Annotated in this window: 26 protein-coding genes; 10 read left to right on the top strand and 16 right to left on the bottom strand. The window is 63.8% G+C overall.

Translation table 11 applies throughout. The annotated features are described in order from the left end of the window. Positions 1-82: 82 nt before the first annotated feature. The 11 genes from holA to DBV08_RS25125 all read right to left on the bottom strand — a co-directional run bounded on the left by holA (position 83) and on the right by DBV08_RS25125 (position 11,654). Positions 83-1,060: a DNA polymerase III subunit delta gene (gene holA / locus DBV08_RS25175; protein WP_095969746.1), complete on the bottom strand. Its 978-nt coding sequence runs from the start codon at positions 1,058-1,060 to the stop codon at positions 83-85. After that, positions 1,057-3,417: a ComEC/Rec2 family competence protein gene (locus tag DBV08_RS25170; protein WP_124569247.1), complete on the bottom strand. Its 2,361-nt coding sequence runs from the start codon at positions 3,415-3,417 to the stop codon at positions 1,057-1,059. The genes holA and DBV08_RS25170 overlap by 4 nt, the downstream gene beginning before the upstream one ends. Next, positions 3,414-4,328: a ComEA family DNA-binding protein gene (locus DBV08_RS25165; protein ID WP_124569246.1), complete on the bottom strand. Its 915-nt coding sequence runs from the start codon at positions 4,326-4,328 to the stop codon at positions 3,414-3,416. The genes DBV08_RS25170 and DBV08_RS25165 overlap by 4 nt, the downstream gene beginning before the upstream one ends. 81 nt (positions 4,329-4,409) lie before the next feature. Further along, on the bottom strand, positions 4,410-5,252 hold the full coding sequence (locus DBV08_RS25160; protein ID WP_124569245.1) for a DegV family protein: 843 nt from the start codon (positions 5,250-5,252) through the stop codon (positions 4,410-4,412). 4 nt (positions 5,253-5,256) lie between these two features. After that, the gene (gene octT / locus DBV08_RS25155) at positions 5,257-6,054 is read right to left on the bottom strand and encodes a diglucosylglycerate octanoyltransferase (protein WP_124569244.1); all 798 of its coding nucleotides are present in this window, start codon (positions 6,052-6,054) and stop codon (positions 5,257-5,259) included. Beyond that, positions 6,041-6,715 carry a histidine phosphatase family protein gene (locus DBV08_RS25150; RefSeq protein WP_124569243.1) on the bottom strand — a complete coding sequence of 225 codons (675 nt, stop codon included), beginning with the start codon at positions 6,713-6,715 and terminating at the stop codon, positions 6,041-6,043. Before DBV08_RS25150 ends, octT begins: the two co-directional genes overlap by 14 nt. Further along, positions 6,712-7,158 (bottom strand): ribosome silencing factor, encoded by a 447-nt coding sequence (gene rsfS, locus DBV08_RS25145; RefSeq protein WP_003944502.1) that lies wholly within the window; start codon positions 7,156-7,158, stop codon positions 6,712-6,714. The genes DBV08_RS25150 and rsfS overlap by 4 nt, the downstream gene beginning before the upstream one ends. Positions 7,159-7,204: 46 nt before the next feature. Next, a complete protein-coding gene (gene nadD / locus DBV08_RS25140; protein ID WP_095969742.1) occupies positions 7,205-7,924 on the bottom strand; it encodes a nicotinate-nucleotide adenylyltransferase in 720 nt (239 codons plus the stop codon). Between the two features lie 18 nt (positions 7,925-7,942). Then, positions 7,943-9,406 carry a VWA domain-containing protein gene (locus DBV08_RS25135; RefSeq protein WP_124569242.1) on the bottom strand — a complete coding sequence of 488 codons (1,464 nt, stop codon included), beginning with the start codon at positions 9,404-9,406 and terminating at the stop codon, positions 7,943-7,945. A gap of 8 nt (positions 9,407-9,414) precedes the next feature. Further along, the gene (locus DBV08_RS25130) at positions 9,415-10,326 is read right to left on the bottom strand and encodes a MoxR family ATPase (RefSeq protein WP_124569241.1); all 912 of its coding nucleotides are present in this window, start codon (positions 10,324-10,326) and stop codon (positions 9,415-9,417) included. A gap of 41 nt (positions 10,327-10,367) precedes the next feature. Beyond that, entirely contained in the window at positions 10,368-11,654 is a 1,287-nt protein-coding gene (locus DBV08_RS25125) for a glutamate-5-semialdehyde dehydrogenase (RefSeq protein ID WP_124569240.1), read from the bottom strand. Between the two features lie 195 nt (positions 11,655-11,849). On the opposite strand from DBV08_RS25125, the gene DBV08_RS25120 reads away from it, so the two are divergent. The 9 genes from DBV08_RS25120 (at position 11,850) to DBV08_RS25085 (ending at position 21,899) form a co-directional block, all read left to right on the top strand. Further along, complete coding sequence (locus tag DBV08_RS25120; protein WP_095969739.1) at positions 11,850-12,953, top strand: NADH:flavin oxidoreductase/NADH oxidase; 1,104 nt, start codon at positions 11,850-11,852, stop codon at positions 12,951-12,953. A 243-nt stretch (positions 12,954-13,196) separates the two neighbouring features. Beyond that, positions 13,197-14,639: an MFS transporter gene (locus DBV08_RS25115; protein ID WP_095969738.1), complete on the top strand. Its 1,443-nt coding sequence runs from the start codon at positions 13,197-13,199 to the stop codon at positions 14,637-14,639. After that, positions 14,636-15,526: a ribokinase gene (locus DBV08_RS25110; RefSeq protein WP_124569239.1), complete on the top strand. Its 891-nt coding sequence runs from the start codon at positions 14,636-14,638 to the stop codon at positions 15,524-15,526. Before DBV08_RS25115 ends, DBV08_RS25110 begins: the two co-directional genes overlap by 4 nt. Before the next feature lie 69 nt (positions 15,527-15,595). After that, positions 15,596-16,417, top strand: coding sequence for a MerR family transcriptional regulator (locus DBV08_RS25105; RefSeq protein WP_124569238.1), 822 nt, complete (start codon positions 15,596-15,598; stop codon positions 16,415-16,417). Between the two features lie 39 nt (positions 16,418-16,456). Continuing rightward, a complete protein-coding gene (locus DBV08_RS25100; protein ID WP_124569237.1) occupies positions 16,457-18,556 on the top strand; it encodes a RecQ family ATP-dependent DNA helicase in 2,100 nt (699 codons plus the stop codon). Between the two features lie 160 nt (positions 18,557-18,716). Then, positions 18,717-19,232: a diaminobutyrate acetyltransferase gene (gene ectA, locus DBV08_RS32995; RefSeq protein ID WP_234036632.1), complete on the top strand. Its 516-nt coding sequence runs from the start codon at positions 18,717-18,719 to the stop codon at positions 19,230-19,232. A 48-nt stretch (positions 19,233-19,280) separates the two neighbouring features. Then, complete coding sequence (gene ectB, locus DBV08_RS25095; protein ID WP_234036631.1) at positions 19,281-20,543, top strand: diaminobutyrate--2-oxoglutarate transaminase; 1,263 nt, start codon at positions 19,281-19,283, stop codon at positions 20,541-20,543. 15 nt (positions 20,544-20,558) lie between these two features. Continuing rightward, a complete protein-coding gene (locus DBV08_RS25090; RefSeq protein WP_095969734.1) occupies positions 20,559-20,957 on the top strand; it encodes an ectoine synthase in 399 nt (132 codons plus the stop codon). 9 nt (positions 20,958-20,966) lie between these two features. Next, positions 20,967-21,899 (top strand): D-isomer specific 2-hydroxyacid dehydrogenase family protein, encoded by a 933-nt coding sequence (locus DBV08_RS25085; RefSeq protein WP_003944513.1) that lies wholly within the window; start codon positions 20,967-20,969, stop codon positions 21,897-21,899. A gap of 44 nt (positions 21,900-21,943) precedes the next feature. Here DBV08_RS25085 and DBV08_RS25080 read toward each other — a convergent pair whose 3' ends face one another. Beyond that, positions 21,944-22,465 (bottom strand): VOC family protein, encoded by a 522-nt coding sequence (locus DBV08_RS25080; RefSeq protein WP_124569236.1) that lies wholly within the window; start codon positions 22,463-22,465, stop codon positions 21,944-21,946. Positions 22,466-22,515: 50 nt separating this feature from the next. Between DBV08_RS25080 and DBV08_RS25075 the strand changes: the two genes are divergently transcribed. After that, positions 22,516-23,373 (top strand): NAD-dependent protein deacetylase, encoded by an 858-nt coding sequence (locus tag DBV08_RS25075; RefSeq protein ID WP_124569235.1) that lies wholly within the window; start codon positions 22,516-22,518, stop codon positions 23,371-23,373. On the opposite strand, the gene proB is transcribed toward DBV08_RS25075, so the two are convergent. The 4 genes from proB to rplU all read right to left on the bottom strand — a co-directional run bounded on the left by proB (position 23,346) and on the right by rplU (position 26,778). Continuing rightward, positions 23,346-24,449 (bottom strand): glutamate 5-kinase, encoded by a 1,104-nt coding sequence (gene proB / locus DBV08_RS25070; RefSeq protein WP_021333415.1) that lies wholly within the window; start codon positions 24,447-24,449, stop codon positions 23,346-23,348. The two genes, DBV08_RS25075 and proB, sit on opposite strands and share 28 nt — an antisense overlap. Before the next feature lie 44 nt (positions 24,450-24,493). Further along, on the bottom strand, positions 24,494-25,945 hold the full coding sequence (obgE, locus tag DBV08_RS25065; RefSeq protein ID WP_019749068.1) for a GTPase ObgE: 1,452 nt from the start codon (positions 25,943-25,945) through the stop codon (positions 24,494-24,496). 209 nt (positions 25,946-26,154) lie between these two features. Next, positions 26,155-26,424 (bottom strand): 50S ribosomal protein L27, encoded by a 270-nt coding sequence (rpmA, locus tag DBV08_RS25060; protein ID WP_003944532.1) that lies wholly within the window; start codon positions 26,422-26,424, stop codon positions 26,155-26,157. A gap of 42 nt (positions 26,425-26,466) precedes the next feature. Continuing rightward, positions 26,467-26,778, bottom strand: a complete 312-nt coding sequence (gene rplU / locus DBV08_RS25055) for a 50S ribosomal protein L21 (RefSeq protein ID WP_003944533.1) — start codon at positions 26,776-26,778, stop codon at positions 26,467-26,469. Between the last annotated feature and the right edge of the window lie 208 nt (positions 26,779-26,986).

Raw genomic sequence — 26,986 nt, 5'->3', positions numbered from 1 at the left:
GCGGAACGCCCCGGCTACCGGACGGCCGACGCCACGGTCGCAGAACTAGTGCCGGCCGCCGGCACACCGGGACATCGAGCCCTCAGTTCTTCCGCAGTGCACACACTTTGCGCACTGCCATCTCCAGCGCGAAGGACGAGTCGACTGCGGCGCCCTTCACGTCGGCATTGAGAGCGGCGACGATCTGCATCGCAGCGCCGATCGACGTGGGATCCCAACCGCCGACTTCCTTGATAGCCTTCTTGACCTTCCACGGCGGCATACCGAGATCCGACGCCAACCGGAACGGGTCACCGCCCCGCGCGAACGGGCCGACCTTCGCGATGGTGTGAACTGCATCAGCGAGGGCATCCGCGAGGAGAACGTGCGCCGTTCCGATCTGATCAGCCCACCGCAGGGCCTCGAGCGCACCCCGGGTATCGCCGACGATGACCTTGTCGGCCACATCGAATCCGGAAACCTCGGCCTTGCCCGAGTAGTACTTGTGGACAGCATCGACGTCGATCTTGCCGCCGGTATCTGCCGCCAATTGTGAGCAGGCCGACGCAAGTTCGCGAAGGTTGGAGCCGACGCTTTCGATCATCGCGGCGATCGCATCGGGCGCAACCCTGACGTCTGCGGTCCGAAACTCACCGCGGACGAAGTCGACAAGCTGACTCTTGTTCAGTTTTCCGCAGGCATGAACCGTCGCGCCGAGCTTCTCCAGCGCCGGCGCCAACGCCTTCGCACGGCCACCACCCGAGTGCACGACGATCAGAACGACGCCTTCCGCAGGCTCGCGTGCCGCTTCGAGGACAAGAGCTACGGCATCTTTGCCTGCCTCCGCCGCCGATTCCAGGACGATCACACGGTCTTCGGCAAAAAGAGAAGGGCTGAGCAGCTCAGCCAACTCCGGCGCATTGGTGTCTCCGGCACGCATCTTGGTGACCGGGAGATCGGAAATACCCTGGCCGCGGTCACCGCGGACAGCTCTGATGAGCTGCGATACCGTGCGGTCGATCAGGAACTCGTCGTCCCCGAGAACAAGATGCAGCGGATCGACTCCAGACGGATTACTCACCCGAAGATGGTCCCACGAGGAACCGACACGATCGACACAGACCCGCCGCCCCCGCCGTACACGGCGACGGTGCCGTCGACGTCGGTCCGAACCACCGCCCCGCCCAACGAATCCAGTTCGTCGAGAACCTCGGCGTTCGGGTGCCCGAAACCGTTGCCGGCGCCGACGCTGATCATCGTCAACCTCGGACGCACCGCTTCCAGAAATGCCGACGACGTGGTCCGGGAACCATGATGGGGCAGCTTCAACACATCTGCCTTCACGTCCGTTCCCGATCGGAGAACGGCCTCCTCCCCCGCAACTTCGGCGTCTCCCGTCAACAGAATTCGACCCGCGTCCGTGTGTGCCATCACCACCAGCGACTGATCGTTGGCGGCGTCCGCGCCGTCCCTCGCATCGCGGGGAGCCGGAACCAACGGACCGAGAACCTCCACGTTCACCGATCCCAACGTCAACTCGGTACCTGCACGCAACGAGACAACCGGAACGGCCTGCGATTCGACGGCATCCTTCACTGCCCGAAAACCTGACTCCGGCAACAACATCGACCCGACTCCGACCGCAGCGACCGAACGCCCAGCCAGGACCGCTTCCAATCCTCCGATGTGATCGGCATGAAAATGACTGATCATCAGCAAAGCGATGTCGTTGACGTCCACCATGTTCAGGCAACGATCCATCGACGTGGGATCAGGACCGACATCGATCACGATCACCCTGCCGTCTCCGGTCGAGAGCACAAGACCGTCCCCTTGGCCTACGTCGCACATCACCAGTACCCACCCCGGCGCAATGCGGCTGTCGCCGAACACGTGTTGAAAGATCAGGGCTAGAACGACTCCCAACGCGAGGACGCCGACCACCCACCTCGAAATCCGATTCCACAGCGTCATGGCCGCGGCCAGTAAGACGCCCACGACGACCAGAGCGCCGATGAGCCCCGACGGCACCACCACCGACGCTCCGGGAAGAGCCGCCGCCCGCTCGGACACGTACAACAGCCACCCCATCGGCGGCCGGACCAGTGGCGCGACGAACACCGCGATCGGTGGACAGATCAGCGCGCACAGTGCAATCACCGCACCGAATACCGTGATAAGTCCGATCACGGGCGCCACCGCCATGTTCGCTGCAATCGTGACCACGCTGAAGGTTCCCGCCATGGCGCCCACCAGTGGAGCAGTCACGACAAACGCAGCACTCGAGACAGCTGTCATCTCCGAAAACCAACGGGGCCAACCCCGTCGGCGAAGCACGTCCACCCACACCGGAGCGATGATCACCAGCGCGCCCGTGGCAGTAGTCGACAACGCAAACCCCCAGTCGACGGCAAGCTCGGGCATGACGACAACCAGAACGATGACGGCTGCGGCAAGAGCAGGCAGCGCCTGTTTACGTCGACCGGTGACCAGACTGAGCAGGCCGATCAGGCCCATCACCGAGGCACGCAGCACACTCGGCGACGGCCTCGCGACGACAACAAACGCAACGAGGGCCACCAGCGCGAAAGCGGCGCCGACCCGCGGGCTCAGTGCCGCCGCTCTGACCAACAGCAGAACGGCCCCCAGCAGAATGCTGATGTTGGCGCCGGAGACCGCAGTGAGGTGGGAAAGCCCGGCAACGGTGAAGTTGTCCTTCACCACCGGCGACAGCGACGACGTGTCTCCGACGACCAGGCCAGGCAGCAGACCTGCCTGATCCGGCGGGAGCGCAGCCGAGCACGCAGCGGCGAAACGAATGCGCACCACACTCGCCCATCGCTGGTACCAGGGCGCTTCTCCCACCGCGACGGGAGGCCCTTCGGACGTGATCACGGCGAGCGTGGAATCGCTACGCCATGGCTGACTCGCCCGGCCGCGAACCGTGAGGCTCTGCCCTGGAACAACTTCGAGCCACGACGAACTGGGCGCCCGGATCGTGACCAATCCACCTCCGGAGTACCTGTGATTCCGGGCAGTCACCGAATTGACGGTTGCCCTGAAGAAGACCTGACCTTGCCCCACTGCGCCGGAGACCACCTGCGGATCCTCAGTTGGTTCCAGGTCGACACTCACCCAGGCTCCTTCGAGGGCAGCCCGGGTCAGTGGGTGCCCCTCGACCTCGGTCGCCCGCCACCCGCTGACGGCACTACACCCGGCACCGAACAGCAATGCAACCAACATGATTCGTGCCCACACCGCAGATGTCCGGCGTACAACCACGACAACCAGGATTGCCGCTGGAATAGCGCACGCCACCGCCAGTACCCACGCGGCGACCGCGCCGAACAGGATCCCCACCGCGCTACTTCCCCACGCGGCGACGGCCGACAGAAGCAGTCGAGCGTCGAGAACGGGCCGGACCTCCGATTCGTTCACACCGACACCAGCACTCGCAGCTTCGCCAACCTTGCCGGGCCGATACCGTCGACTTCCCCCAATTGTTCTACGTCCGTGAATTTCCCGTTGGACGTACGCCAGGAAATGATCGACGCCGCTGTTACCGGCCCTACCCCGGGAAGCCCGTCCAGTTCGGCTTCGGTGGCGGTGTTGAGGTTCACCAGCCCAGCCCCGCCGGATTCCCCCGCAGCGGCGGGGCTGGTCCCTCCCGCAGTGGTACTCGAACTCGCTGAGACACCACCGGACTGATCGGCCGCACCCACCACGATCTGATCACCATCGGCAAGCTTCTGAGCCAGGTTCAGGCCTACCGTCTCCGCTCCGTCGAGCACTCCACCTGCCGCAGCGAGCGCGTCGGCGATGCGCGAGCCCGAATGCAGGTTGACAAGCCCAGGCGTGCGCACGAGTCCGACGACACTGACCACCAGAGCCTCGGGCGGCTGCTCCGCTACGACGGCGGTCGGTACGGGACCCGCTGATTCACCATCGTCGACAGTGACACTCTGCTCCGTGACACTCTGGGCCGTCACATTCTGGGCCGTCACATTGTGGGGCGAGGGCAACGGTGGGACCGCCTGCAAACTCGGAGAGTCCCACCACACGGTGAACAAGCCGATAGCCGTGGCCAGTGCTGCGACGATCGCCAACACCCAAGTCGCCGATCGGCTCGGGCGCCAACGCGTTCCGCGCCAGCGCTCGGGCAGGCGATCGAACCTGGACGAGTCAGGCGGAACTTCGTATTCGTCCTCGTCGAAGTCCTGGAGCCACTCGGGGGACCTCCCGAAAGACACTGAATCCTCGAAGTCGTCGACGGCTTGTCGCTGCCTGTAGTTTCCGTCCATCGCCGCGAGGCGATCACGCGCCCGCTCACGCTCCTCGCTGATCCTCATGACTGGACGCTAACGAGGGACCAGGCCACCGAAGACGATGAATTTCGACCTGTGGAGAACTCGGGGATTGTGGAGAAACGATCAGGTGTTCGCGTCGATCTCCGGCAACGGGCACACCACAACACCGATCGCGCCGACACCGACGTGCGCTCCGATAACCGCACTGAAGTCGGTAACCACGGATTCCGCTACATCGGGAATGCGCTCGGCCAACTGTTCCGCTATCCCGTCGGCACGCTCTCGTGCTCGCATGTGATGCACGGCTATCGCCACGCGGCCGAGACCGGCGCGCTCGACTGCCGAATCAACCAAGCGCGCAAGCGCTTTGGTGGTGGTACGTGTTTTCTCGCCGAGCACGAGTTTGCCGTCCACCAGATGCAGGATCGGCTTCATCGCCAATGCAGTACCCAGCAACGCAGCGGCGGTTCCGATTCGTCCGCCCCGACGCAATTGATCAAGTTTGTCGACGACGATGTAGCAGCGCCCACGGCTCGCGACGTCGACCGCCCGGCCGTATGCCTCTTCGAGTGATGCGCCCTTCTCGGCCAAGCGCGCAGCTTCGAGAGCGGGATAGCCCAAACCCATTCCGGCGGACTGCGAGTCGACGATCCGGACGGCGCCACCGAACTCCTGGGCTGCCACTCGTCCGGCTTCCCACGTTCCCGAGAGTTGACGTGAAATGTGAACAGCGAGGACGCCGTCGCCGTCGCTCAGCTTCAGGGCGCGTGCATATGCCTCGGACAACTCGGCGGGTGACGCTCCGGCCGTTGTCACTCCCGACAGGTCGTTCGGCATTGCATCGACACCCTCACGCAAGTCGCAGCCGTCACGGAGTACATGGAGCGGAACCACCTGAATGCCACATGCGTCGGCCGACTCCTGCGGGATGCAGGCGGAGGAATCCGTGACGACGACGACCGGCATTCTGCTACCCGACTTCGCTCGGCGGTGATACCAGTTCCGGCGAAACCAGTTCCGGCGAAACCGTTTTCTGCGACTCGACCCCGCGAATCGCAGCGATCATCGCGCGGGCTACACCGACGTGACCGTCCCAACCCCAGTGAATTCCGTCGGGATTACCGTTCTCGGAAAAGACGTTGTCTCGCACTGCATCCGCGAGATCGACTACGGGAACGTCTTTCTCCGTAGCCCACTCGGTGATCGCGGACACCGCGGCCGGCCGGCCGGCATGCACGCTCGCGTAGGCATCGCTTCGGTGAACCGACGGCAAGGTCGCGATCATCGGCAGTTCGGGCCGCATGTACTCCAACGCATTTCGCGAGCTTTCCAGATACTCGACGCTCAGCTTGGGCGGAAGCGCGACCGGGCGGCCCAGTGGTGCAAGCCGTGGCTGCAGCCACTGATAACCCTCGCGCACCACGCGTCGAAGCGCGGGTGGCCGAACGTAGCGAATGGTCTCGCGGAGCGCGGTAGGCAATGGGGACGGCAGCGAGTCCATCCCGCCGACCGCGAACACGACGGCGCCTGCCCGCGGCACCGCCGCCCACACACGAGGATCCTGGGTCAGTGCCCACCACGCGTCGCGGCACGTCCAGCCGATACGGGCGACCAGCTCGACGTCCCAGCCGAGTTCGTCGGCCACGATGTTGGGCCAGATCCGTGGGTGGTCTGCCGCAAGGCCGCCTTTGGGGCCGAAATACGACAGCGAATCCGCGAGTACGAGGAGGACGGGGCGCTGCCCGTCGGCACTTTCAGAGGACGTCATTTGCGACACTCGCAGAAGCATTCCATACGTCGAGTCGCCACTCGATCGACTTGACGTCACCGTGTCCGCTGAGTTGCACCCAACTGGTGTTTCCCAATCCGCCGAGGACGGCCCAGCGATCGATGGGCAGGTCGAGCAATGCCGCTGTCAGTGCCGCGATCAAGCCTCCGTGCGCCACCAGAACCACGGGCCGCTCGGCCCAGTCCGGGTGCGTCTCGACCAATTCGTGAACGACAGGAAGACTGCGATGTGCAACGTCGATTCGGCTTTCGCCACCGGGCGGCGCCAACGTGGCATCCGCCCGCCAGGCAGATCGCACACCGGGAGTGCGCTCGTCGACGTCGTGATGAGTCAGGCCTTGCCATTCGCCCAGGTGTGTCTCACGCAGACGCGTGTCGGTGAGGACCGGAAGTCCGGCGGCGTCACCGACAGCGACGGCTGTGAAATACGCGCGACGCAGATCCGAGGACACGATCGTCAACGGTCTGCGATCGGCGATCACCGGACCTGCACTCTTGGCCTGCGTGCGTCCCAACTCCGACAGATCGGTGTCGAGTTGCCCCTGCATCCGAGAGTCGGCGTTGTATTCGGTCTGTCCGTGACGCAGCAGGATGAGCCGGCGGACAGGGTTCGACGCCGCACTGGGCGCCGACGAAGTCACAGCGAGGGATCCTGCGCGTCCGGCTCGGAAACCGTGTCGGTCTCGAACACCGTGTTGGCATCGGCGGGGCCGGGACGGTTCTGTCCGAGGCCTTCGACCTCGACCGTCGGGCAGTCCTTCCACAGTCGATCGAGAGCGTAGAAGTTCCGCTCCTCGTCGTGCTGGACGTGGACGACGATGTCGGCGTAGTCGAGCAGTGCCCAGCGTCCCTCGCGGGTGCCTTCGCGGCGGACAGGCTTGTGTCCCGCTTCGCGGAGTCGGTCTTCGATGTTCTCGACAATCGAGTTGACCTGACGCTCGTTGGTCGCAGATGCGATCACGAAGCAGTCCGTGATGACCAACTGTTCGGACACATCGAGCACCACCACTTCGGTGGCCAGCTTCTCGTCGGCTGCCAAGGCCGCGATGCGTGCCATGTCGATGGCTTCGGTGTTTGCGCTCACTCGATGTTCTCCAGTTTCGTCTTCAGAAAGTACTTGTTGTTCTCGGCTAGCTCGAGTCGGTTGCGCCCGGGACGGCTTCCGACTTCCCCGGTGCAGGCTCCGACATCGTTGTAGCTCCGTCGCGGCGCTCCGCGTCGACAGGTCGATACAGGTTCCGCTTCGAGATGTACTGCACCACTCCGTCCGGCACCAGGTACCAGACGGGGCGGTCTTCACTTGCCCGACGACGACATTCGGTCGACGAAATGGCAAGTGCCGGAATCTCTATCAACGTGACCGCGTCGGCGGGCATGGTGTCGAGGTGACCGGCCAGGTGTTCTGCATTGAGATCGAAACCCGGTCGCGATACCCCGACGAACTTCGCCAATGCGAACAACTCTTCCCAATCTTGCCAGGAAAGGATGCTGGCCAGCGCATCGGCACCGGTGATGAAGAAGAGTTCGGCGTCAGGATGGTAGGCCCGGAGGTCTCGCAGGGTGTCCACGGTGTACGTGACTTTTTCACGGTCGACGTCGACCCGAGAGACGGAAAACCGCGGGTTGGAGGCGGTGGCGATGACCGTCATGAGGTATCGGTCCTCGGCGGGACTGACGCCTCTCCCCTGCTTCTGCCAGGGCCGTCCGGTGGGGACGAAGATCACTTCGTCGAGTCCGAACCGGTCGGCGACCTCACTGGCCGCAACGAGGTGGCCATGGTGAATGGGGTCGAAGGTGCCACCCATCACTCCGAGGCGTCGAGCACGTTCCACCGATAGTCCCTTCTGCACGAGTGTCGAGCTTACGGGTCAGACCGGCAGCAGTCTGGACACGACGTCGGCGAGCTGCTGGGCCGAGCGGCACTCGTGCATGCTGATGACCTCGTTGTAGACCTTCGCCGCGGAGTCACCCGTTCCCCATTGCCCCTTCGGCTCGGGGTTGAGCCAGTGCGCGTGCTTGGCTACCGCAACCATCTGCGACAGCGACTGAAGGTTGGGATCGCGGTAGTTGTTGCGACCGTCGCCGAGTACCAGCAGCGACGTACGGCTGGTGATGGACTGCGCGAACTTCTCCTGGAACACCCCGAATGCGTGTCCGTAGTCGGAGTGGCCGTCGTAGGTGATCAGTTCGGCCTCACGCACCATGCGTGACATCGCGGATCCGAGGTCGGCGTTCGAGTCGAAGAACCGCGTGACCTCGTCGGTCGTGTCGATGAACGCGAATACCCTCACTCGCGAGAACTGCTCACGCAACGCATTGACGAGCAGGAGCGTGAAGTGGCTGAACCCCGCTACCGAACCCGACACGTCACACATCACCACAAGTTCCGGCCGCGCTCGCTTCGGCTTGCGCTGCACCAGATCGATCGGCACTCCGCCCGTCGACATGGACTTGCGCAGCGTGCGACGCAGGTCGATCGAACCCGCGCGGGAGCGGCTACGACGCACGGCGAGTCGACTGGCCAGCAGACGAGCCAGGGGTGCGACGTTCTTCTTCAGCGTGGTGAGTTCTGCGTCGGAGGCCCGCAGGAAGTCGACTTCCTCGGCGAGTTTCGGAACGCCGTACGTGGCGACGCGTTCCTTACCCAGATTCTCGGCTGTGCGTCGACGCGTTTCCTTCTCGACCATCTTGCGGAAGTCCGCGATGCGCTGCGCTGCCGTGCGCTTGGCGACCTCGGACTGATAGTCGGAGTTGTCCTTGCCCTCGGACCCGGAGCCCTCCTGGTTGCCGAGCAGGCCCTGCAGAATCTTGTTGAGCAACGTCTCCGGGGCGACGTCGCGAAGTGCCTGGTAGGCGGAGAACGACGGGCCGTTACTCGACTGGTACTGCCCGAGTTCCTCGACCATGGCGGCGGTCAGGAGTTCGGTCATCTCCATCGCCTCGTCGCTGCCGTCCGTCAACAGTTCCGCGATCAACTCACGCAATGCCTGCAGGTCGATCGAGCCATCGGGCTTGCGCGGCAGTGTGACGTCGACGTCGCCGACCGCACGGTCACCGATCGCCTTGGGAAACCACAGGTCGAAGACGGCGTCGAACGTCGCCCGGTGGGTAGGTCGACGCAGGAGCGAGCACGCCAGCCCTTCACGAAGAGCCCCACGATCGAGCAGGTCGAGAACGGACATGACCTGACCGGCGTCGACGGTCTCGGACGGGCCGACCATGATTCCGCGTCGTCGCAGAGCCTCGACAAAATCGACGAGGTGACCGGGAATCCCGTGCGGCGCTGCCAGGCCGCCGGGTGAGAGCGGCGACGTCGATCCTGCGGGAGCCATGACAGACCTCAGTTCAGCCGAAGTTCAGCGGCGGCACGCACCTGGTCCGACTGGTGCTTGAGGATCACGCCGAGCGTGGCGCGAACGGCATCGTCGTCGAGAGTGTCCATGCCCAGAGCAAGAAGGGTGCGTCCCCAGTCGATGGTCTCGGACACCGAAGGGACCTTCTTGAGCTGCATTCCGCGAAGAACACGAATGGTGTTCACCAGCTGCTCTGCAATCGCTTCAGGAAGCTCCGGCACCCGGCTTGCGAGAATGCGACGCTCGAGCTCGGCGTCCGGGAAATCGAGATGCAGGAAGAGGCAACGACGCTTCAGAGCCTCCGAGAGTTCGCGCGTGGCGTTGGACGTCAGCACCGTGAACGGCTTGCGGGTGGCGGTGATCGTTCCGAGCTCGGGGATCGTGACCGCGAAGTCGCTGAGCACTTCGAGGAGCAGACCTTCGATCTCGACGTCGGCCTTGTCCGTCTCGTCGATCAACAACACCGTCGGGTCCTCGCGGCGAATGGCCTTGAGCAGTGGACGTGCGAGCAGGAACTCCTCCGAGAACACATCCGCCTTCGTCGAGTCCCAGCTGTGGTCGACTGCGACATCACCCCTCGCTCCGCTCGCCCCTCCGGACTGAATCCGAAGAATCTGCTTCGCGTGATTCCACTCGTACAGCGCACGAGCCTCGTCGACGCCCTCGTAGCACTGCAGGCGCACCAACTCGGCGCCTGTCGTCTGGGCTACCGCGCGCGCCAACTCGGTCTTACCGACACCGGCCGGTCCCTCGATGAGCAGGGGCTTGCCCAGTCGGTCGGCAAGGAACACTGCCGTTGCAGTGCCCTTGTCGGACAGGTAACCCGTCTCGGCCAAACGCTCGATCACGTCGTCGACGCTCGAGAAGAACGGTGTTGTATCGGGAAGAGCTCGGTCCACGGTTAACTCCTAAAAAGGGTGGGGCAAGTCTGGTGAACTTTTCAGGCGGGTCGGGTGTGCCCGTCGCCCCAGACGATCCACTTGGTGGACGTCAGTTCCGGCAACCCCATCGGGCCACGCGCATGCAGTTTCTGGGTGGAGATGCCGATCTCGGCGCCGAACCCGAATTGCTCACCGTCGGTGAAGGCAGTCGACGCGTTGACCATGACGGCGGCGGCATCGACGCGAGCGGTGAACTCGCGGGCAGCCGAAAGATCGGACGTCACGATGGCTTCGGTGTGACCGGTTCCGTACTGGTCGATGTGCTCGACGGCAGCGTCCAAGTCCTTGACGACCTTGAGGGCGACGTCGAGTGTGAGGTACTCCTTCGACCAGTCGTCCTCGGTCGCGGGAACCAGTCCCGGCAGATCGCCGTGCACGACGACGTCGTGCATTTGAAGTGCTTGCAGCAACTTCGGCACGGCCGTCTCGGCAATAGCGGCGTCGACCAGCACCGTCTCCGCGGTGTTGCACACGCTGGGCCGACGAGTCTTGGAGTTGAGAAGAATCTTCTCGGCCATGAGCAGATCGGCGGCCGAGTGAACATAGACGTGACAGTTACCGACACCGGTCTCGATGGTGGGAACGGTGGCATCGCGAACGACGGCGCTGATCAAGCCGGCGCCGCCTCGTGGGATGACGACGTCGACGAGGCCACGGGCCTGAATCAAATGAGTGACCGTGGAGCGATCCGCACTTGGCAGAAGTTGAACGGAGTCCTCGGGCAGTCCCTGAGCGACCAGCGACGCACGCAGGGCCGCCACCAATGCTTCGTTGGACTTGACCGCCGAAGACGAACCACGAAGCAGCGCAGCATTTCCCGACTTGAGTGTCAGACCGAACGCGTCCACGGTCACGTTGGGACGAGCCTCGTACACCATGCCGACGACGCCGAGCGGAACACGCTGCTGGCGCAGCTCCAGACCGTTCGGCAGAGTGGAGCCGCGAAGAACTTCGCCGATCGGATCGGGTAGTCCGGCAACCTGGCGCAAACCTGACGCGATGCCCTCGATGCGGTCAGCGGTCAGCCGAAGACGGTCGAGCAGTGATTCCTCGGTACCGCCCGCCTTCGCGGTGTCGATATCGAGAGCGTTGGCCGCGAGAATCCGATCACTCGCCGCGAGTACTGCGTCGGCTGCGGCATGGAGCGCGGCATCCTTCTGCGCCGTGGTCAGCAGAGCCAGGACGCGCGAAGCCTTGCGAGCTCGGCGTGCGGCGTCGTGCACGACGGTCTTGGTGTCGGACGCGTTCGAGTCGACGGTTTCTGCGTCGGAAGTCACAGCGGTCATGAATACACATTAACCACCCACCGTGGCGGCCTGCTCGGCGGAACGAGGCTGTGACCACCCGAGAGCATTGCGGCGGACCGCCGAGGAACATTGCGGCGGACCGCCGAGGAACATTTCGCCGCACCGCCGGGGAACAATTCCGGCGCGCGACACTGTTGCACCCACCGACCTTCTTCTTCGAGTCAGGAGCCATCCGTGAGTGTGTTGTTCGAGCCTTTGACCCTGCGCGGCGTCACCATCCCGAACCGCGTCTGGATGGCACCGATGTGCCAGTACTCGGCTGACGTCATCGGCGACCAGGTCGGAGTGCCCAACGAATGGCATCGCACGCACCTGGTGAGCCGCGCGATCGGCGGCACCGGCCTGATTCTCACCGAGGCGACCGCCGTCAGCCCCGAAGGCCGCATTTCGGCCGCCGATCTGGGGATCTGGAACGACACGCAGGCACAAGCCTTCGCCGAGATCAACGCGCAACTCGCGTACTTCGGCGCAGTGCCCGGGATCCAGTTGGCTCACGCCGGACGCAAAGCGTCGACGCAGGTTCCGTGGCGCGGCGGCAAGAGCCTGCCCGCCGACGACCGACTCGCCTGGCAGACCGTCGCCCCGAGCGCGGTTCCGTTCGGTCACCTTGCCGATCCGGTCGAGTTGACCACGGAAGGCATCGAGAAGGTCGTCGCGGACTTTGCAGCGGCGGCTACCCGCGCACTGAAGGCCGAATTCAAGGTCGTGGAAATTCACGCGGCCCACGGATACCTGATCCATCAGTTCCTCTCGCCCGAGAGCAACAAGCGGACCGACCGCTACGGCGGCAGCTTCGAGAACCGCATCCGGTTGCTCCTCGAAATCCTGACAGCGGTCCGCGAGGTGTGGCCGGCCGAGCTACCCCTCTTCGTCCGGGTCTCGGCGACCGATTGGCTCACGGAAGAACGTGGGCTCGAGGTCGACAGCTGGACTGCGGATCAGACCGTTGCCCTCGCCAACATCCTCTCCGACTACGGCGTCGATCTGGTCGACGTGTCCACCGGCGGTAATTCACCGGCGGCCCAGATTCCGGTGGAGCCGGGATACCAGGTTCCGTTCGCCCGTCGCCTGCAGAACGAAAGCCTGTTGCCTGCCGCCGCCGTCGGCCTCATCACCGAACCCGAACAGGCCGAGAAGATCGTCGAGGACGGCAGCGCCGTGGCGGTGCTCCTCGGCCGCGAACTCTTGCGTGATCCGTACTGGGCGCGCCGGGCGGCCCGGGAACTGAACGCCGAGGTGGGACCGCATATCCCGTCGCAGTACGCTCGCGCCTTCTAGCCCGAAAATCGGCTCCTGCGTCCAACTTTGATAGCGTAAGCGTCTTACTTGCCGGTAGTCCGGAGCCCTGTGGGCTCCGGACACTGCCGCGGGCCAGAGCCGTGCGACGGGGGTCGCAACGAGCCACAGGGCACGCGGACGCTCGATTTCCCGACCGGCTCATCGGCGAGTGGGCAACGAAAAGATGCGTGCATCAGGTACGTGCCCCGCTCGGTTCGATGATTGCGCTGGGGAGCGCATGTCATGACTACACCAGAGAACTCGATCAGCGCTCTCGAAGTGGCCGAATCACCCGATGTCTGCGTCACCGACAATGCGTCCGTCAAACGCGCTGTCAAGGCGACGATGCTCGGAAATGCCATGGAGTGGTTCGATTTCGGCGTTTACGCATATCTAGCTACCACTATCGGAAAAGTGTTCTTCCCGGAGGCGAGCGGCAGCGCTCAACTCCTCTCGACCTTTGCAATCTTTGCAGCAGCCTTCATCGTCCGCCCTCTCGGCGGACTGTTCTTCGGCCCACTCGGTGACCGCATCGGGCGCAAGAAAGTCCTGGCCACCACGATCATTCTGATGGCGGGCAGCACCTTCGCCATCGGCCTCATCCCGAGCTACGAGTCCATCGGTATCGCTGCCCCGATCCTGCTGGTACTCCTACGCCTGTTGCAGGGCTTTTCGACGGGCGGCGAATACGGCGGGGCCAGTACGTTCGTCGCCGAATACGCACCGGACAAGCGGCGCGGTTTCTTCGCCAGCTTCCTCGAATTCGGGACTCTGGCAGGATATGTGGCGGCAGCAGGCATCGTGACGATCATCCAGACCGTCGTCAGCGCCGAGGATCTCCTCCAGTGGGGCTGGCGAATCCCCTTCCTCATTGCCGGCCCGCTGGGTCTCATCGGCCTGTACCTTCGTCTGCGCCTGGAAGAAACTCCCGCATTCCAGATGATGGAGCAGGCCGAAGAGCGCTCCCTCGCAGACGAATCCACCGGCAAGAAACTGCGCGAAACTCTCGTCGACAACTGGCGTCCCCTTGTTCTGTGCATCGTCCTGGTGGCCACGTACAACATCGCTCACTACGGCCTGCTCAGCTACATGCCCACGTATCTGACCAACACCTTGGGTTACGACGAGTCCCACGGGCTCGTTCTGATGATCATCGTCATGATCGTGATGATGATGGGAATCAGCTACGTCGGAAAGTTCTCGGACCGCGTCGGGCGTAAACCCTTGCTGCTCAGCGGTTTCATCGGATTCTTCGTCCTGTCCCTACCCGCTTACCTGTTGATCGGCGTCGGCAACTACGTGACGGTCTTCCTGGGACTCGCAATTCTCGGCGGCCTGCTCCTGCTGTTCGTCGGAGTGTTCCCGTCCGTGCTTCCCGCACTCTTTCCGACCGGAATCAGGTACGGCGGCTTGGCAATCGGATACAACCTCGCGGTCTCCATCTTCGGCGGAACCACTCCCCTGGTGCTGACAGCTCTCGAAAGTGCAACGGGCAGCAACTTGGTCGCGCCGATGTACATGATGATCGCCGCAGTGATCGGCGGTATCGCGGTACTGCTCATCCCCGAGACGGCACGCAAGCCACTCGACGGTTCGCCACCCGCCGTCGCCACCGACGAGGAAGCACGCCGGATCATTCGGAAGGTTCGCCGAAAGAGAATGAAGGCCGATAACCTCGAGGTATGAGCACGCCTCGAATCGTCGTCGTCGGCAGTATCAACATGGACCTGACCACGTCAGTGGCCAGATTTCCCGCTCCGGGAGAAACACTGCTCGGCACTGCCTTTGCCACCGCGGCAGGAGGCAAAGGCAGTAACCAGGCCATCGCAGCCGCGAAGGCCGGTGGGGACGTGTCCTTCATCGGCGCGGTCGGCGACGACGGTTTCGGCGCCCAGTTGCGCGAGACCCTGCAAGACGCCGGGGTCGACACCGCACTGCTACGTGGCGTCGACGGCCCGAGTGGCGTCGCGGCCATCACCGTGAGCGAAGACGCGGAGAACAACATCATCGTCGTCCCGGGCGCCAATTCCACGATCACCGCGTTGTCCGAAGCAGACCTCGACGCGATCGCACACGCCGACGTTCTCCTGTGCCAACTCGAAATACCACTCGACACGGTCACCGCAGCGGCCCAGCACGCGCACGCCAACGGCACGACCGTCATCCTGAATCCATCTCCCGTGCAAGAACTTCCGGATCCACTGATCGATGCAGTCGACATCTTGATCGTGAACCAGACCGAGTCGGAGCAGTTGGCCGCGGTCACAAGTCGCGTCGCGCACCTCGTCACGACGCTCGGAGCGGGCGGCGCGGATCTTCGGTCCGGCGATGTGACCGTCCACGCCGACTCCCCTGCCGTGACACCCGTCGACACCACCGGCGCAGGCGATGCCTTCACCGGGGCCTTCGCCGTGGAGTGGGTGCAGGACCAGGACCGCGCCCTGCAGTTCGCGGCCACGGCGGGAAGCCTGGCGACGACGGTACGCGGCGCCTCGGTGTCGTCGCCTACTCGCGCTGCGATCGAAAAAGTCCTGAACCGACAGCTTGACTCTGACACAGCAAGCTCGGCTTGACTCTGACACCGTGTGAGGTTCTAAACCTGTAGGTGTCAGGTTGGTGAGGGAGAAACGGGGCGAGCAACCATGTTGAGCATCGGAGACTTCGCGAGAGCAGGTCGTGTGTCGGTGCGCATGCTTCGCCACTACGACGCCATCGGCCTGCTCGCACCGGCGAGGGTCGACGCCTCCACCGGGTACCGCTCGTACACTGCCGGCCAGTTGGCGTTGCTCAACCGCATCGTCGCGCTCAAGGAGTTGGGCCTGACCCTGGCCCAGGTCCAGCAGGTGGTGGAGTCGGCGGTCACGGTCGACGAGATCCGCGGGATGCTCATGCTTCGCCGAGCAGAACTCGAGGCCCGAATCCAGGAAGACACCGCGCGACTGGCGCACGTGCAGGCGCGCCTCCGCATCATCGAAAGTGAGGGACAGATGTCCGCATACGAGGTTGTGATCAAGTCCGTTCCGGCGCTGCGGGTCGCGGAGTTGACCGGTACCGCCAAGACGATGGACCCGTCGTCGATCGGCCCCGTGGTTCGCGGGCTGTACGAGCGGCTGTGTACCGGTTTGGATCGTGCCGGTGTCGTCCCGATCGGACCTGCGCTCGCGTACTACGAGGATGCTGGCGACGACGAGAACGTCGTCGTGCATGCCGCACTGCCGGTCGACGCGGACCCCGAGGGCGACTACGAGTTCGCGGTCGTCGACCTGCAGGCCGAAGCTCAGGTGGCTTCGCTGCTGCACAAGGGCTCGATGGACAACTGCCTGCCCGCCTATCAGGCCTTGGCTCAGTGGATCGACGCAGCGGGATACCGCAATGCCGGCCCCAGCCGTGAGGTGACGCTGGCGTGCCCGGAGGACGTCGACGGCTGGGTCACCGAGCTGCAGGAACCTGTTGCCAAGCCCTGAAGCCCGCACGTGTCGGCAGGGTCGTGCACCATGGGGTCCATGACCACCGCCACTGCCCCAGCCATGCGCGACGAAGCCGAGCGGCTGCTCCGCGAACTCGCGGGGCCGGATGCCCGCCTACGCGAGGACCAGTGGACTGCCATCGAGGCCTTGGTGGTGCAACGCAAACGCGCCCTCGTCGTCCAGCGGACGGGCTGGGGCAAGTCGGCGGTCTACTTCATCTCGGCGAAGCTGCTCCGGGCAACAGGTCACGGCCCGACGGTCATCGTCTCGCCCTTGTTGGCCCTGATGCGAAACCAGGTCAGTTCTGCCGAGCGTGCCGGAGTGCGAGCCGCAACCATCAACTCGGGCAACGTCACCGAATGGGACGACATCCACGCCCGCGTCGCAGCCAATGATCTCGACGTACTTCTGGTCAGCCCAGAGCGGCTGAACAACCCCGACTTCCGCGATCAGGTGCTCCCGGCCCTGGCAGCCGACGCCGGCCTGGTCGTGGTCGACGAGGCTCACTGTGTTTCCGACTGGGGACACGACTTCCGTCCCGACTACCGGCGCATCAGGACGTTGATCGCCGAACTCGGCGAGGGCATTCCCGTCCTCGCGACCACGGCAACGGCCAACAACCGCGTTGTCGAGGACGTGTCCGCCCAGCTGGGCGTCGGCGGCGAGGAAACCCTCGTCCTTCGCGGCGGGCTCGAACGCGAGTCACTTCACCTCTCTGTAGTCCACATTCCGGAGGCGACGGCGCGCGCTGCCTGGCTTGCCGACATGCTCGAGACGCTGCCGGGATCGGGCATCATCTACACGCTGACGGTTTCGGCCGCTCGCGACCTCGCAAGCCTGCTCTCCGAGCGCGGCTATACCGTCGCCGCCTACACGGGCCAGACCGATCCCACTGAACGCGAATCCCTCGAGCAGGACTTGTTGGGCAATCGCGTCAAGGCTCTGGTGGCCACCTCGGCCCTCGGGATGGGCTTCGACAAGCCCGATCTCGGGTTCGTCGTCCACCTGGGCGCACCGTCGTCGCCGATCTCGTACTACCAGCAGGTGGGCCGCGCCGGTCGGTCCACCGACAGGGCAGACGTGATCCTTCTGCCGGGCGCCGAGGACAAGCAGATCTGGAGCTACTTCGCCTCGGTCGCCTTCCCCCGCGAGCACCTGGTCCGCAGCGTCATCGAACACCTCGACACCGAAAAGGCCACGTCGACACCGGCACTCGAACCGCTGGTGGAACTCAATCGCACCCGTCTCGAAATGGTCCTCAAAGTCCTCGACGTCGACGGCGCAGTCAAACGAGTCAAGGGCGGTTGGATCAGCACCGGAGAACCTTGGGTGTACGACGCCGAGCGCTACGGCCGACTCGACGACGCTCGCCAGGCCGAGCAGGCCGCAATGGTGGAGTACCAGAGCATCACGACGTGTCGAATGACCTTCCTGCGTGAACAACTCGACGATCCGGGCCTCACGTCGGAGAACTCACAGTGCGGTCGCTGTGACAACTGCACCGGCAATCGCTACGACACCACTGTCGACACCACCGCCCTCGACGAGACTCGGGCGCGCCTGCAGCGGCCCGGATTCGACCTGGAGCCGCGCAAGATGTGGCCGACCGGCCTGAGCAAGCTGGGTGTCAAGCTGTCCGGGAAGATCACCGAGGGTCCGGAAACCGGGCGCATTCTCGGACGGATGTCGGATCTGGGCTGGGGCCAACGTCTCCGCGCGCTTTTCGACGGCCCCGACGCCGAGGTACCCGATGCGGTGGTCAGCGCGTGTATCAGTGTTCTGGCGGCCTGGAATTGGGCCGAGCGCCCCACCGGTGTCATGGCCCTCGAATCCACGACGCATCCGTTGCTGGTGTCGAGCCTGGCCGCCAAGTTGGCCGAGGTCGGGCGATTGACCGACCTCGGCACCCTTCGCTTGCGACCCGACCACACTCCGGTGTCAGCAGCGAACTCCGCCTATCGCGTGTCCGGACTTGTCGATGTTTGGGAAGTCCCGGACATGAGTATTCATCAGGGACCAATACTTCTTGTCGACGCAATCGCCGATACCGGTTGGACTTTCACGATGGCCGCACGCGCACTTCGGCAGGCCGGAGCCCAATCGGTACTTCCCTTGGCGCTCGCGAGCCCGAAATAGCGAGTTTTTGCCCGAAATAGTCGCTCGGACAACGGCAAAAGTTACATAATGTGAGCACCATCACATTCATGTCCTCACCTGGGGCGCAACGGGTTCCGCACGGCCCGAAACGGACATCTGCATGACTTCGACAGCAATGATTGTTACGTTCAGATGACCGATGAAGCCTGTTGATACGAGAGCTATCCCGACCACCGCGCCGGACGCGGTGTTGTTCAGAAGCCCACAGATCGATGACGGAGTCCGGCTCTGGGAGATCGCACGTGATTCGAAGGTGCTCGACCTCAATTCGAGTTATGCATACCTGTTGTGGTGCAGGGATTTCAGCGCGACGTCCATCGTCGCAGAGGTGGACGGCCGTGTAGTCGGATTCGTTTCCGGTTACACCCGCCCCAGCGCACAGGAAACCCTGTTCGTGTGGCAAGTTGCGGTCGACGAAGACCAGCGCGGCAAGGCAATTGCTGCCCGCATGCTGTCCGACTTGATGGATCGCACTGCCCCACTGGGTGTTACACATCTGGAGACGACGATCAGCCCCGACAACGAGGCTTCGATCGCACTCTTCACCGCGCTCGCACGTCGGCGCGAAGTACCGATAACCAGGCAGAACTTGTTCTCGCCCAATGATTTTCCCGATGGACACGAAGCCGAAGATCTTTACACGATCGGCGCCTAGCGCACTTCGCGCTCGGCATACAGCATGCCCCGGAGGAACAAAGAAGATATGAATATCAACGAAGCAAGCATTTTCGAAACCCTCGAGTCCGAGGTTCGCAGCTACTGCCGTGACTGGCCTGCAGTGTTCACCAGCGCATCCGGATCCTGGATTCGTGACGAAAACGGGCGCGACTACCTCGATTTCTTCGCCGGTGCCGGCGCCCTCAATTACGGTCACAACAACCCGGTGCTCAAATCTGCACTGGTCGACTACATCATGAGCGATGGCATCACACACGGCCTCGACATGTCGACAGTCGCCAAGCGTGAGTTCCTCGAGACCTTTCAACGCAACATCCTCGAGCCGCGCGGCCTGGACTACAAGGTCCAGTTCCCCGGCCCGACCGGATCGAACACCGTTGAGGCTGCACTGAAGCTGGCCCGCAAGGTCACCGGACGTTCGGCAGTCATCAACTTCACCAACGCATTTCACGGAATGACACTCGGTGCACTCTCCGTGACCGGCAACTCGATGAAGCGCGCGGGCGCCGGTGTCCCCCTTGTGCACACGACACCGATGCCCTTCGACAACTACTTCGACGGCGTCACCGAGGACTTCCAGTGGTTCTCTCGCGTTCTCGACGATTCCGGCAGTGGAATCAACCGTCCCGCGGCAGTCATCGTCGAAACCGTGCAGGGTGAAGGCGGCGTCAATGTCGCTCGTCCCGAATGGCTTCGGGCACTGGCAACGCTGTGCTCGGACCGCGGCATCCTGCTGATCGTCGACGACGTCCAGATGGGTTGCGGTCGCACCGGCCCGTTCTTCTCCTTCGAAGAGGCCGGAATCGTTCCCGACATCGTCACACTGTCCAAGTCGATCGGTGGCTACGGAATGCCCATGGCGCTCACGCTGTTCAAGCGTGAACTCGACGTCTGGGGCCCGGGTGAGCACAACGGCACCTTCCGTGGCAACAACCCCGCGTTCGTCACCTCCAAGGTGGCACTCGATCACTACTGGTCCGACGACGCACTCACCAAGACGACGTTGAAGAAGGGCGCACGCATCAGCGAATGCTTCGCCAATCTCTCCGATCAGTTCCCCGGCGAGGTCTCGCACCGTGGACGCGGCCTGGTTCAGGGCCTCGTCTTCGAACAGCCCGAGCGCGCCGGCAAGGTCTGCCAGCTGGCATTCGACGAGGGATTGCTCGCCGAGACCTCCGGACCCTCTGACCAGGTTGTGAAACTGCTTCCGGCACTGACGATTACCGACGACGAGCTCGAGCACGGCCTCTCCATCCTGGCCGAGGCGACACTCAAGGTCTGCAGCTAGAGGAAGGACTCTCCCATGATCGTTCGCACCACCACCGAGATCACCGACACCGACCGCGACATCACGAGTGAGGACGGAAACTGGCGCAGCAAGCGCATCGTCCTCGGCGGCGACCGCGTCGGGTTCTCGTTCCACGAAACCACCATCAAGGCAGGCTCGGTCAACGAGTTCCACTACGCCAACCATGTCGAGGCGGTCTGGCTCGTCGAGGGCACCGGCAAGCTGATTGACCTGGACAACAACGAGGAATACGATCTCGCGCCGGGGTCGATGTACCTGCTCAACGGCCACGAGCGTCATCGCGTCGAGCCCGATACGCAGATGCGCATGCTCTGTGTGTTCAATCCGCCGGTCACCGGGCGTGAGGTACACGACGAGAATGGTGTCTACCCACTGGTGGAGGTCCCCGCGTAGCGTCTAGTCATGGCGACTGACACCTCTCCACGCGTAGCGATCGGCCCCGTCCCCGATGCACTGCTCGACAGCGCGGTGCTTCGGGGCGGTGGTCTGATCAGTCCGATCGACACTGCCGACGCCCTGATCTGGGCGGGCTCACCCGAAACCTTTCCGTCGGAGTTACCGGCGTCGGTCAGGTGGGTGCAGCTGCCGTCGGCCGGAATCGAGGATTGGTTCGACTCCGGTGTGATTCCGAAGGACACCGATATCACGTGGACCTCGGCGGCCGGCGCGTTTTCGGCATCGGTGGCCGAGCACGCGCTCATGCTGCTGTTGGCCGGAGTTCGTCACCTGCCTGCGCACATCGAGGCTCGAACGTGGCGTCAGTTCGAGTTCTTTCCCAAGATCGGCACACTCCGTGGTTCGACGGTTGCGATCATCGGCGCAGGCGGTATCGGCCGCGCGCTGATTCCGATGCTGGCCGCGCAGGGGGCGGACAGCATCGCAGTCAATCGTTCCGGTAGCCCTGTCCCCGGGGCGATCTCGACGTACCCCGCATCCAGGATGGATGAAATATATTCTCGCGCAGATCACTTCGTGATCGCAGCGCCCGCCACCCCGGCTACCCGTCACCTCGTGGGCCGTGCGCAGTTGGCGGCGATGCAACCCCATTCCTGGGTGATCAATGTCGCGCGCGGATCACTGGTGGACACCGACGCGCTGGTCGAGGCAATCGAGTCGGAACAGATCGGCGGCGCTGGTCTCGACGTCACCGATCCCGAACCCCTCCCGGACGGTCACCCTCTGTGGGATCTGACGAATGCGATCATCACACCCCATGATTCAAATCCGCCGGGCGTTCGCCCCGCCGCGTTCGCGGATCACGTCTCCAAGAACGTGACCCGCTTCGCGAAGGGCGAGGCGCTGGCTGCCCTCGTGGACCCGGTCGCCGGATACTGAGCACGCCGTCGAAGCTCGAATGCTCAGACGACGGTTACCACGAATTACTGTGGCGACTCCGTATCAGGGAAGAAGAGCGCCCTCGCCCGGCGAGCGACTTCCTCGGCTGGTACGTCCTCGACCTTCGTGCAGACTGCCCATCGGTGACCGAACGGATCGAGAAAAACGCCATGCCGGTCACCCGAGAACGTATCGGAGACAGCCGTGACCAGCGTGCCTCCCTCAGCAACGGCCCGAGCGACAAACTCGTCCGTGTCCTCGGTGTAGACGACGATCGACGAATGCACCCAGCCGTCCTGTGGTGATTTGAGTCCGAAGTCCGGCATCTCCTGCGAGAGCTGCAGCATCGAATCGCCGATCCGGATCTCCGCATGCATGAGGGAGCCGTCAGGAGCGTTCATCGCATCGACAATCTCAGCTCCGAGTGCTCGCTTGTAGTAGTCGAGTGCGGCATGACCGTCCGGCACCGCGAGGTAGGGAGTGATCGTGCGGTAACCAGCGGGGATTGGGTTCACTGTGTTCATGAGTACGAGCATTGGCGATCGCACACGTGTTCTATTGAACATTTCGGACTTCCTCCGCGCCTCCGTCTCGCACACGCGCCTATCCTGGAACGGTGCCTACCGACAACAGCCGCCTCGACGCCCTTCCCGAGCTCCTGGCCGGGCGTCGCCTGGCAATTCTGACCGGCGCAGGAATCTCCACCGACTCCGGAATCCCGGACTACCGCGGCCCTGATTCGCCACCGCGCAATCCGATGACGTTCCAGCAGTTCATCGGCGATGCGGCGTTTCGACGGCACTACTGGGCGCGCAACCACATCGGCTGGCGATACATGGACAGCTCGCGGCCCAACCAGGGCCACCGGGCCGTCGCGACACTCGAGCGAACAGGGCGTGCTGTCGGCGTGATCACCCAGAACGTCGATCTCCTGCACACCAAGGCCGGCGCGCGAAACGTCATCGACCTCCACGGCACCTACGCGCAGGTTCGATGCCTGAGCTGCCAGCGGTTGATCTCCCGCACCACTCTCGCGGAGAGATTGGAAGAAGCCAACCCTGGATTCGCCGAAACAGTCTCTGCTGCAACAGGAGTCGAGATCGCACCCGACGCAGATGCCGTGATCGAATCCACCGCACACTTTCGCGTCGTGGATTGCGACGTATGCGGTGGGCTACTCAAACCCGACATCGTCTACTTCGGTGAATCCGTCCCCAAGGAACGTGTTGCCAGGGCGTACGGACTCGTCGACCAAGCCGACGCGCTGTTGGTAGCCGGGTCGTCGTTGACGGTGATGTCCGGCCTACGTTTCGTCCGGCATGCCGCCAAGGCTGGGAAGCCGATCGCCATCGTGAATCGTGGCACGACTCGCGGCGACGAATTCGCCGACCTCAAGCTCGAAGTCGGTTGTGCTGAAGCACTTTCCGCCCTGGTCGAGCACGACAGTTACAGCGCCACCAAGTCGTCCGCGTGAACCACGGGACGCTGCATGTCTGCCGGTAGATCGGCGGTGGAGCGCCCCAGGATCTCCTCGATCTCCGCAGCGTCGAATGCGACGACACCCCGAGCGACGGGCTTCTCCCCCGGTCCCATCAGCGACACGACGTCGCCCGCATGGAAATCGCCGGACACACCGACGATGCCCGCCGACAGCAGGCTTCGACGCTTGGACACCACCGCGCGAACGGCGCCTTCGTCCAGGTGAAGGTCACCCGATGTGTCAGCGGCGTGGCGGACCCAGAATCGGCGAGCCGACAATCGCGTGGGCCGGGGCGCAAATGCCGTCCCGACGTCGGCACCACTGAGTGCCTGCGCAGCGTCCGAGGCTGCCGCGAGCAGCACCGGCACTCCGGAATCAGCGGCCAGGCGTGCTGCAGAGAGTTTCGACGCCATGCCTCCGGTACCGAGAGCGCCACCCGAACCGGCAACGACTCCGTCGAGATCCTCGGGACTGTTGACCTCGGGAATCAGTGTGGCATCGCCCTTTCGGGGATCGCCGTCGTACAGGCCGTCCACATCCGACAACAGGATCAACGCGTCGGCGCCGACGAGATGAGCAACCAGAGCGGCCAGCCGATCGTTGTCACCGAATCGAAGTTCGGTGGTGGCAACTGTGTCGTTCTCGTTCACGATCGCGACTGCGTGCAACGCCCGCAGACGATCTAGCGTCCGCTGAGCGTTCCGGTGCTGCGTCCGTCGAGCGATGTCGTCCGCCGTGAGAAGTACCTGCCCGACGGTGCGCCCGTACCGGGCGAACGACGTACCCCAGGCGTGAGCCAGCGCCAACTGACCGACGCTGGCCGCAGCCTGCTTGGTCGCGAGATCGCGCGGTCGCTTGGTCAGTCCCAGCGGCGCCAGTCCGGCGCCGACGGCACCGGACGAGACGACGACGACATCGGAACCCGCACGCATGCGTGCCTCGATGGCATCGGCCAACAGATCGAGTCGGTGAGTATCGAGTCCCGCCACCAGACTGGTGAGTGCAGACGACCCGATCTTCACGACGATACTGTGAGCCGACGCTATCGACTCCCTGGTGGACCCGAGCACAGTCCCGTTCCCTCTCTTCGGTTTTCGTCCTGAAATCGCGTGAGTCAGGCGTCTTCGTCGAGCAGGCCGCGGCGGACGCGACGAGCATGCTTGCGCTCGTCTGCGCCGATTCGCTCCACCTGATCGAGACGCGGGTCGGTTCCGCGACCCGTACGGGTCAGATCGATACCGGCCGGCGTCATCGGCTCCCACTCGAAGCTGACGTCACCGATGGTGACGGAAGCTCCTGGCTGAGCACCCTTCTTGACCAATGCGTCCTCGACACCCAAGCGTGCAAGACGGTCGGCGAGGTAACCAACGGCTTCGTCGTTGTCGAAGGCTGTCTGACGAATCCACCGCTCCGGGCGGGTGCCGCGGACGACGAACCCACCGGGAATATCGGGATCCTTCTCGATGGTGAAGCTGGAATCCTTGACCTTGACCGGGCGAATGACCTGACGCTTCGGCTCGGGCTTCGGATGAGCCTCGCGGTAGTCACGGACCATCTTCGCCAGCGCGAAAGTCAACGGTCGCAAACCTTCTCGGCTCACCGCCGAGATGGTGAAGACAGGCCACCCGCGCGCTTCGATCTCAGGCGTGACCATTTCGGCCAACTCTGCTGCCTCGGGAACGTCAGTCTTGTTGAGGATGACGACCCGCGGACGCTTGTCGAGGTCGCCGAGTCCCGAGTCGCCGGAGAGCGCGGGCGTATATGCAGCCAGCTCCGCTTCCAAGGCGTCGATGTCGGAAATCGGGTCACGTCCCGGATCGAGAGTGGCGCAGTCGATCACGTGTGCCAACACGGCGCAGCGTTCGATGTGGCGCAGGAAGTCCAGGCCCAGACCGCGGCCTTCGCTGGCACCGGGGATCAGCCCGGGCACGTCGGCGACGGTGAACGTGGTGTCACCGCTCGAGACGACGCCGAGGTTGGGGACCAGAGTGGTGAAGGGGTAGTCGGCGATCTTCGGCTTGGCCGCAGAGAGAACCGACACAAGCGAAGACTTACCGGCAGAGGGGAATCCGAGCAGACCGACGTCGGCTACCGACTTGAGTTCGAGAACCAGGTCACGTTCGACACCGTCTTCACCGAGGAGGGCGAAACCGGGAGCCTTGCGGGCCTTCGAGGCGAGCGCCGCGTTGCCGAGTCCGCCGCGGCCGCCCTGAGCAGCGTCGTAGCGCGAGCCGACACCGACGAGGTCGGCCAGCACGTTGCCGTCGGTATCGAGAACCACAGTTCCATCCGGAACCTTGAGGATGAGATCTTCACCGTTTGCACCCTCGCGGTTACTGCCGGCGCCCTGCTTGCCGTTGGTCGCCTTCGCGTTGGGATGGAAGTGAAAGTCGAGGAGGGTGTGGATGTTCTCGTCGACCACGAGGATGACGTCGCCACCGCGACCTCCGTTGGCACCGTCCGGACCGCCGAGCGGTTTGAACTTCTCGCGGTGTACGGAGGCGCAACCATTGCCGCCTTTTCCAGCGCTGACGTGCAGCACAACACGGTCAATGAATCGGGACATGACTGCCGGATCCTTCCTCAGTCAATTGCGGGTCTCACGCGATGAGCTGAACTCTGGTGAGCAGGGTTGCTCGGGAAAACAGGTACTGCTTAAACAAACGATAGGGGCGGACCGGGTTATTTCAACCCTGGTCCGCCCCTATCGGGAGCTTGGAACGCGTCACTCTCTTACCGAAAGTAGAACCGGTGACGCACAACTAGCGAGAAAGACTAGACCTCAGCCGCAACGACGGCCGGAACGATGTTCACGGTCTTGCGTCCACGCTTCTGGCCGAACTCGACTGCACCGGCAGCGAGAGCGAACAGGGTGTCGTCGCCGCCACGGCCGACGTTGACGCCGGGGTGGAAGTGCGTGCCGCGCTGGCGAACCAGGATTTCGCCTGCGCTGACCGACTGGCCGCCGAAGCGCTTCACGCCGAGGCGCTGGGCGTTTGAATCGCGACCGTTACGGGAGCTGGATGCACCCTTCTTATGTGCCATGCTATTGACCCTCCTCGGGTGAAATTAGCTAGAAAGAACTGGTTACTTGATGCCCGTGACCTTGAGCACCGTGATCGGCTGCCTGTGGCCCTGACGCTTGTGGTAACCGGTCTTGTTCTTGAACTTGTGGATGCGGATCTTCGGGCCCTTGGTGTGCTCGACGATCTCACTGGTGACTGCGACCTTGGCCAGCTTGGCCGCGTCGGTGGTCAGGTCAGATCCGTCGACCACGAGAACGGGAGCAAGCGAGACAGCAGTGCCGGGCTCACCCTCGATCTTCTCGACCTTGACGAGGTCACCAACAGCGACCTTGTACTGCTTTCCGCCGGTCTTGACGATCGCGTACGTTGCCATCGGAGGGCTACCCCTTGCTTCTTCGAACTTGCTCGCGCTGCTGCCTGAGGCTTCAAATGCATCGCGACTGGTCTGGTTTATGTCACCTCGGCTCGGTACTGACGTACCGGGACATTCACGCGCACTCTAGGCACACGGAATCTCTACCGCCGGGTGGCGACCCTCCAAGGTTACGGGAAAGCAACCGTCAGGGTCAAACCGCCCCGCC

Source organism: Rhodococcus sp. KBW08, from assembly GCF_003852455.1.
GTDB classification, from domain to species: Bacteria; Actinomycetota; Actinomycetes; order Mycobacteriales; family Mycobacteriaceae; genus Rhodococcus_F; species Rhodococcus_F baikonurensis.
Note: the sequence above shows the minus strand (reverse complement) of the source record. Positions and strands in the feature narration are given on the sequence as shown.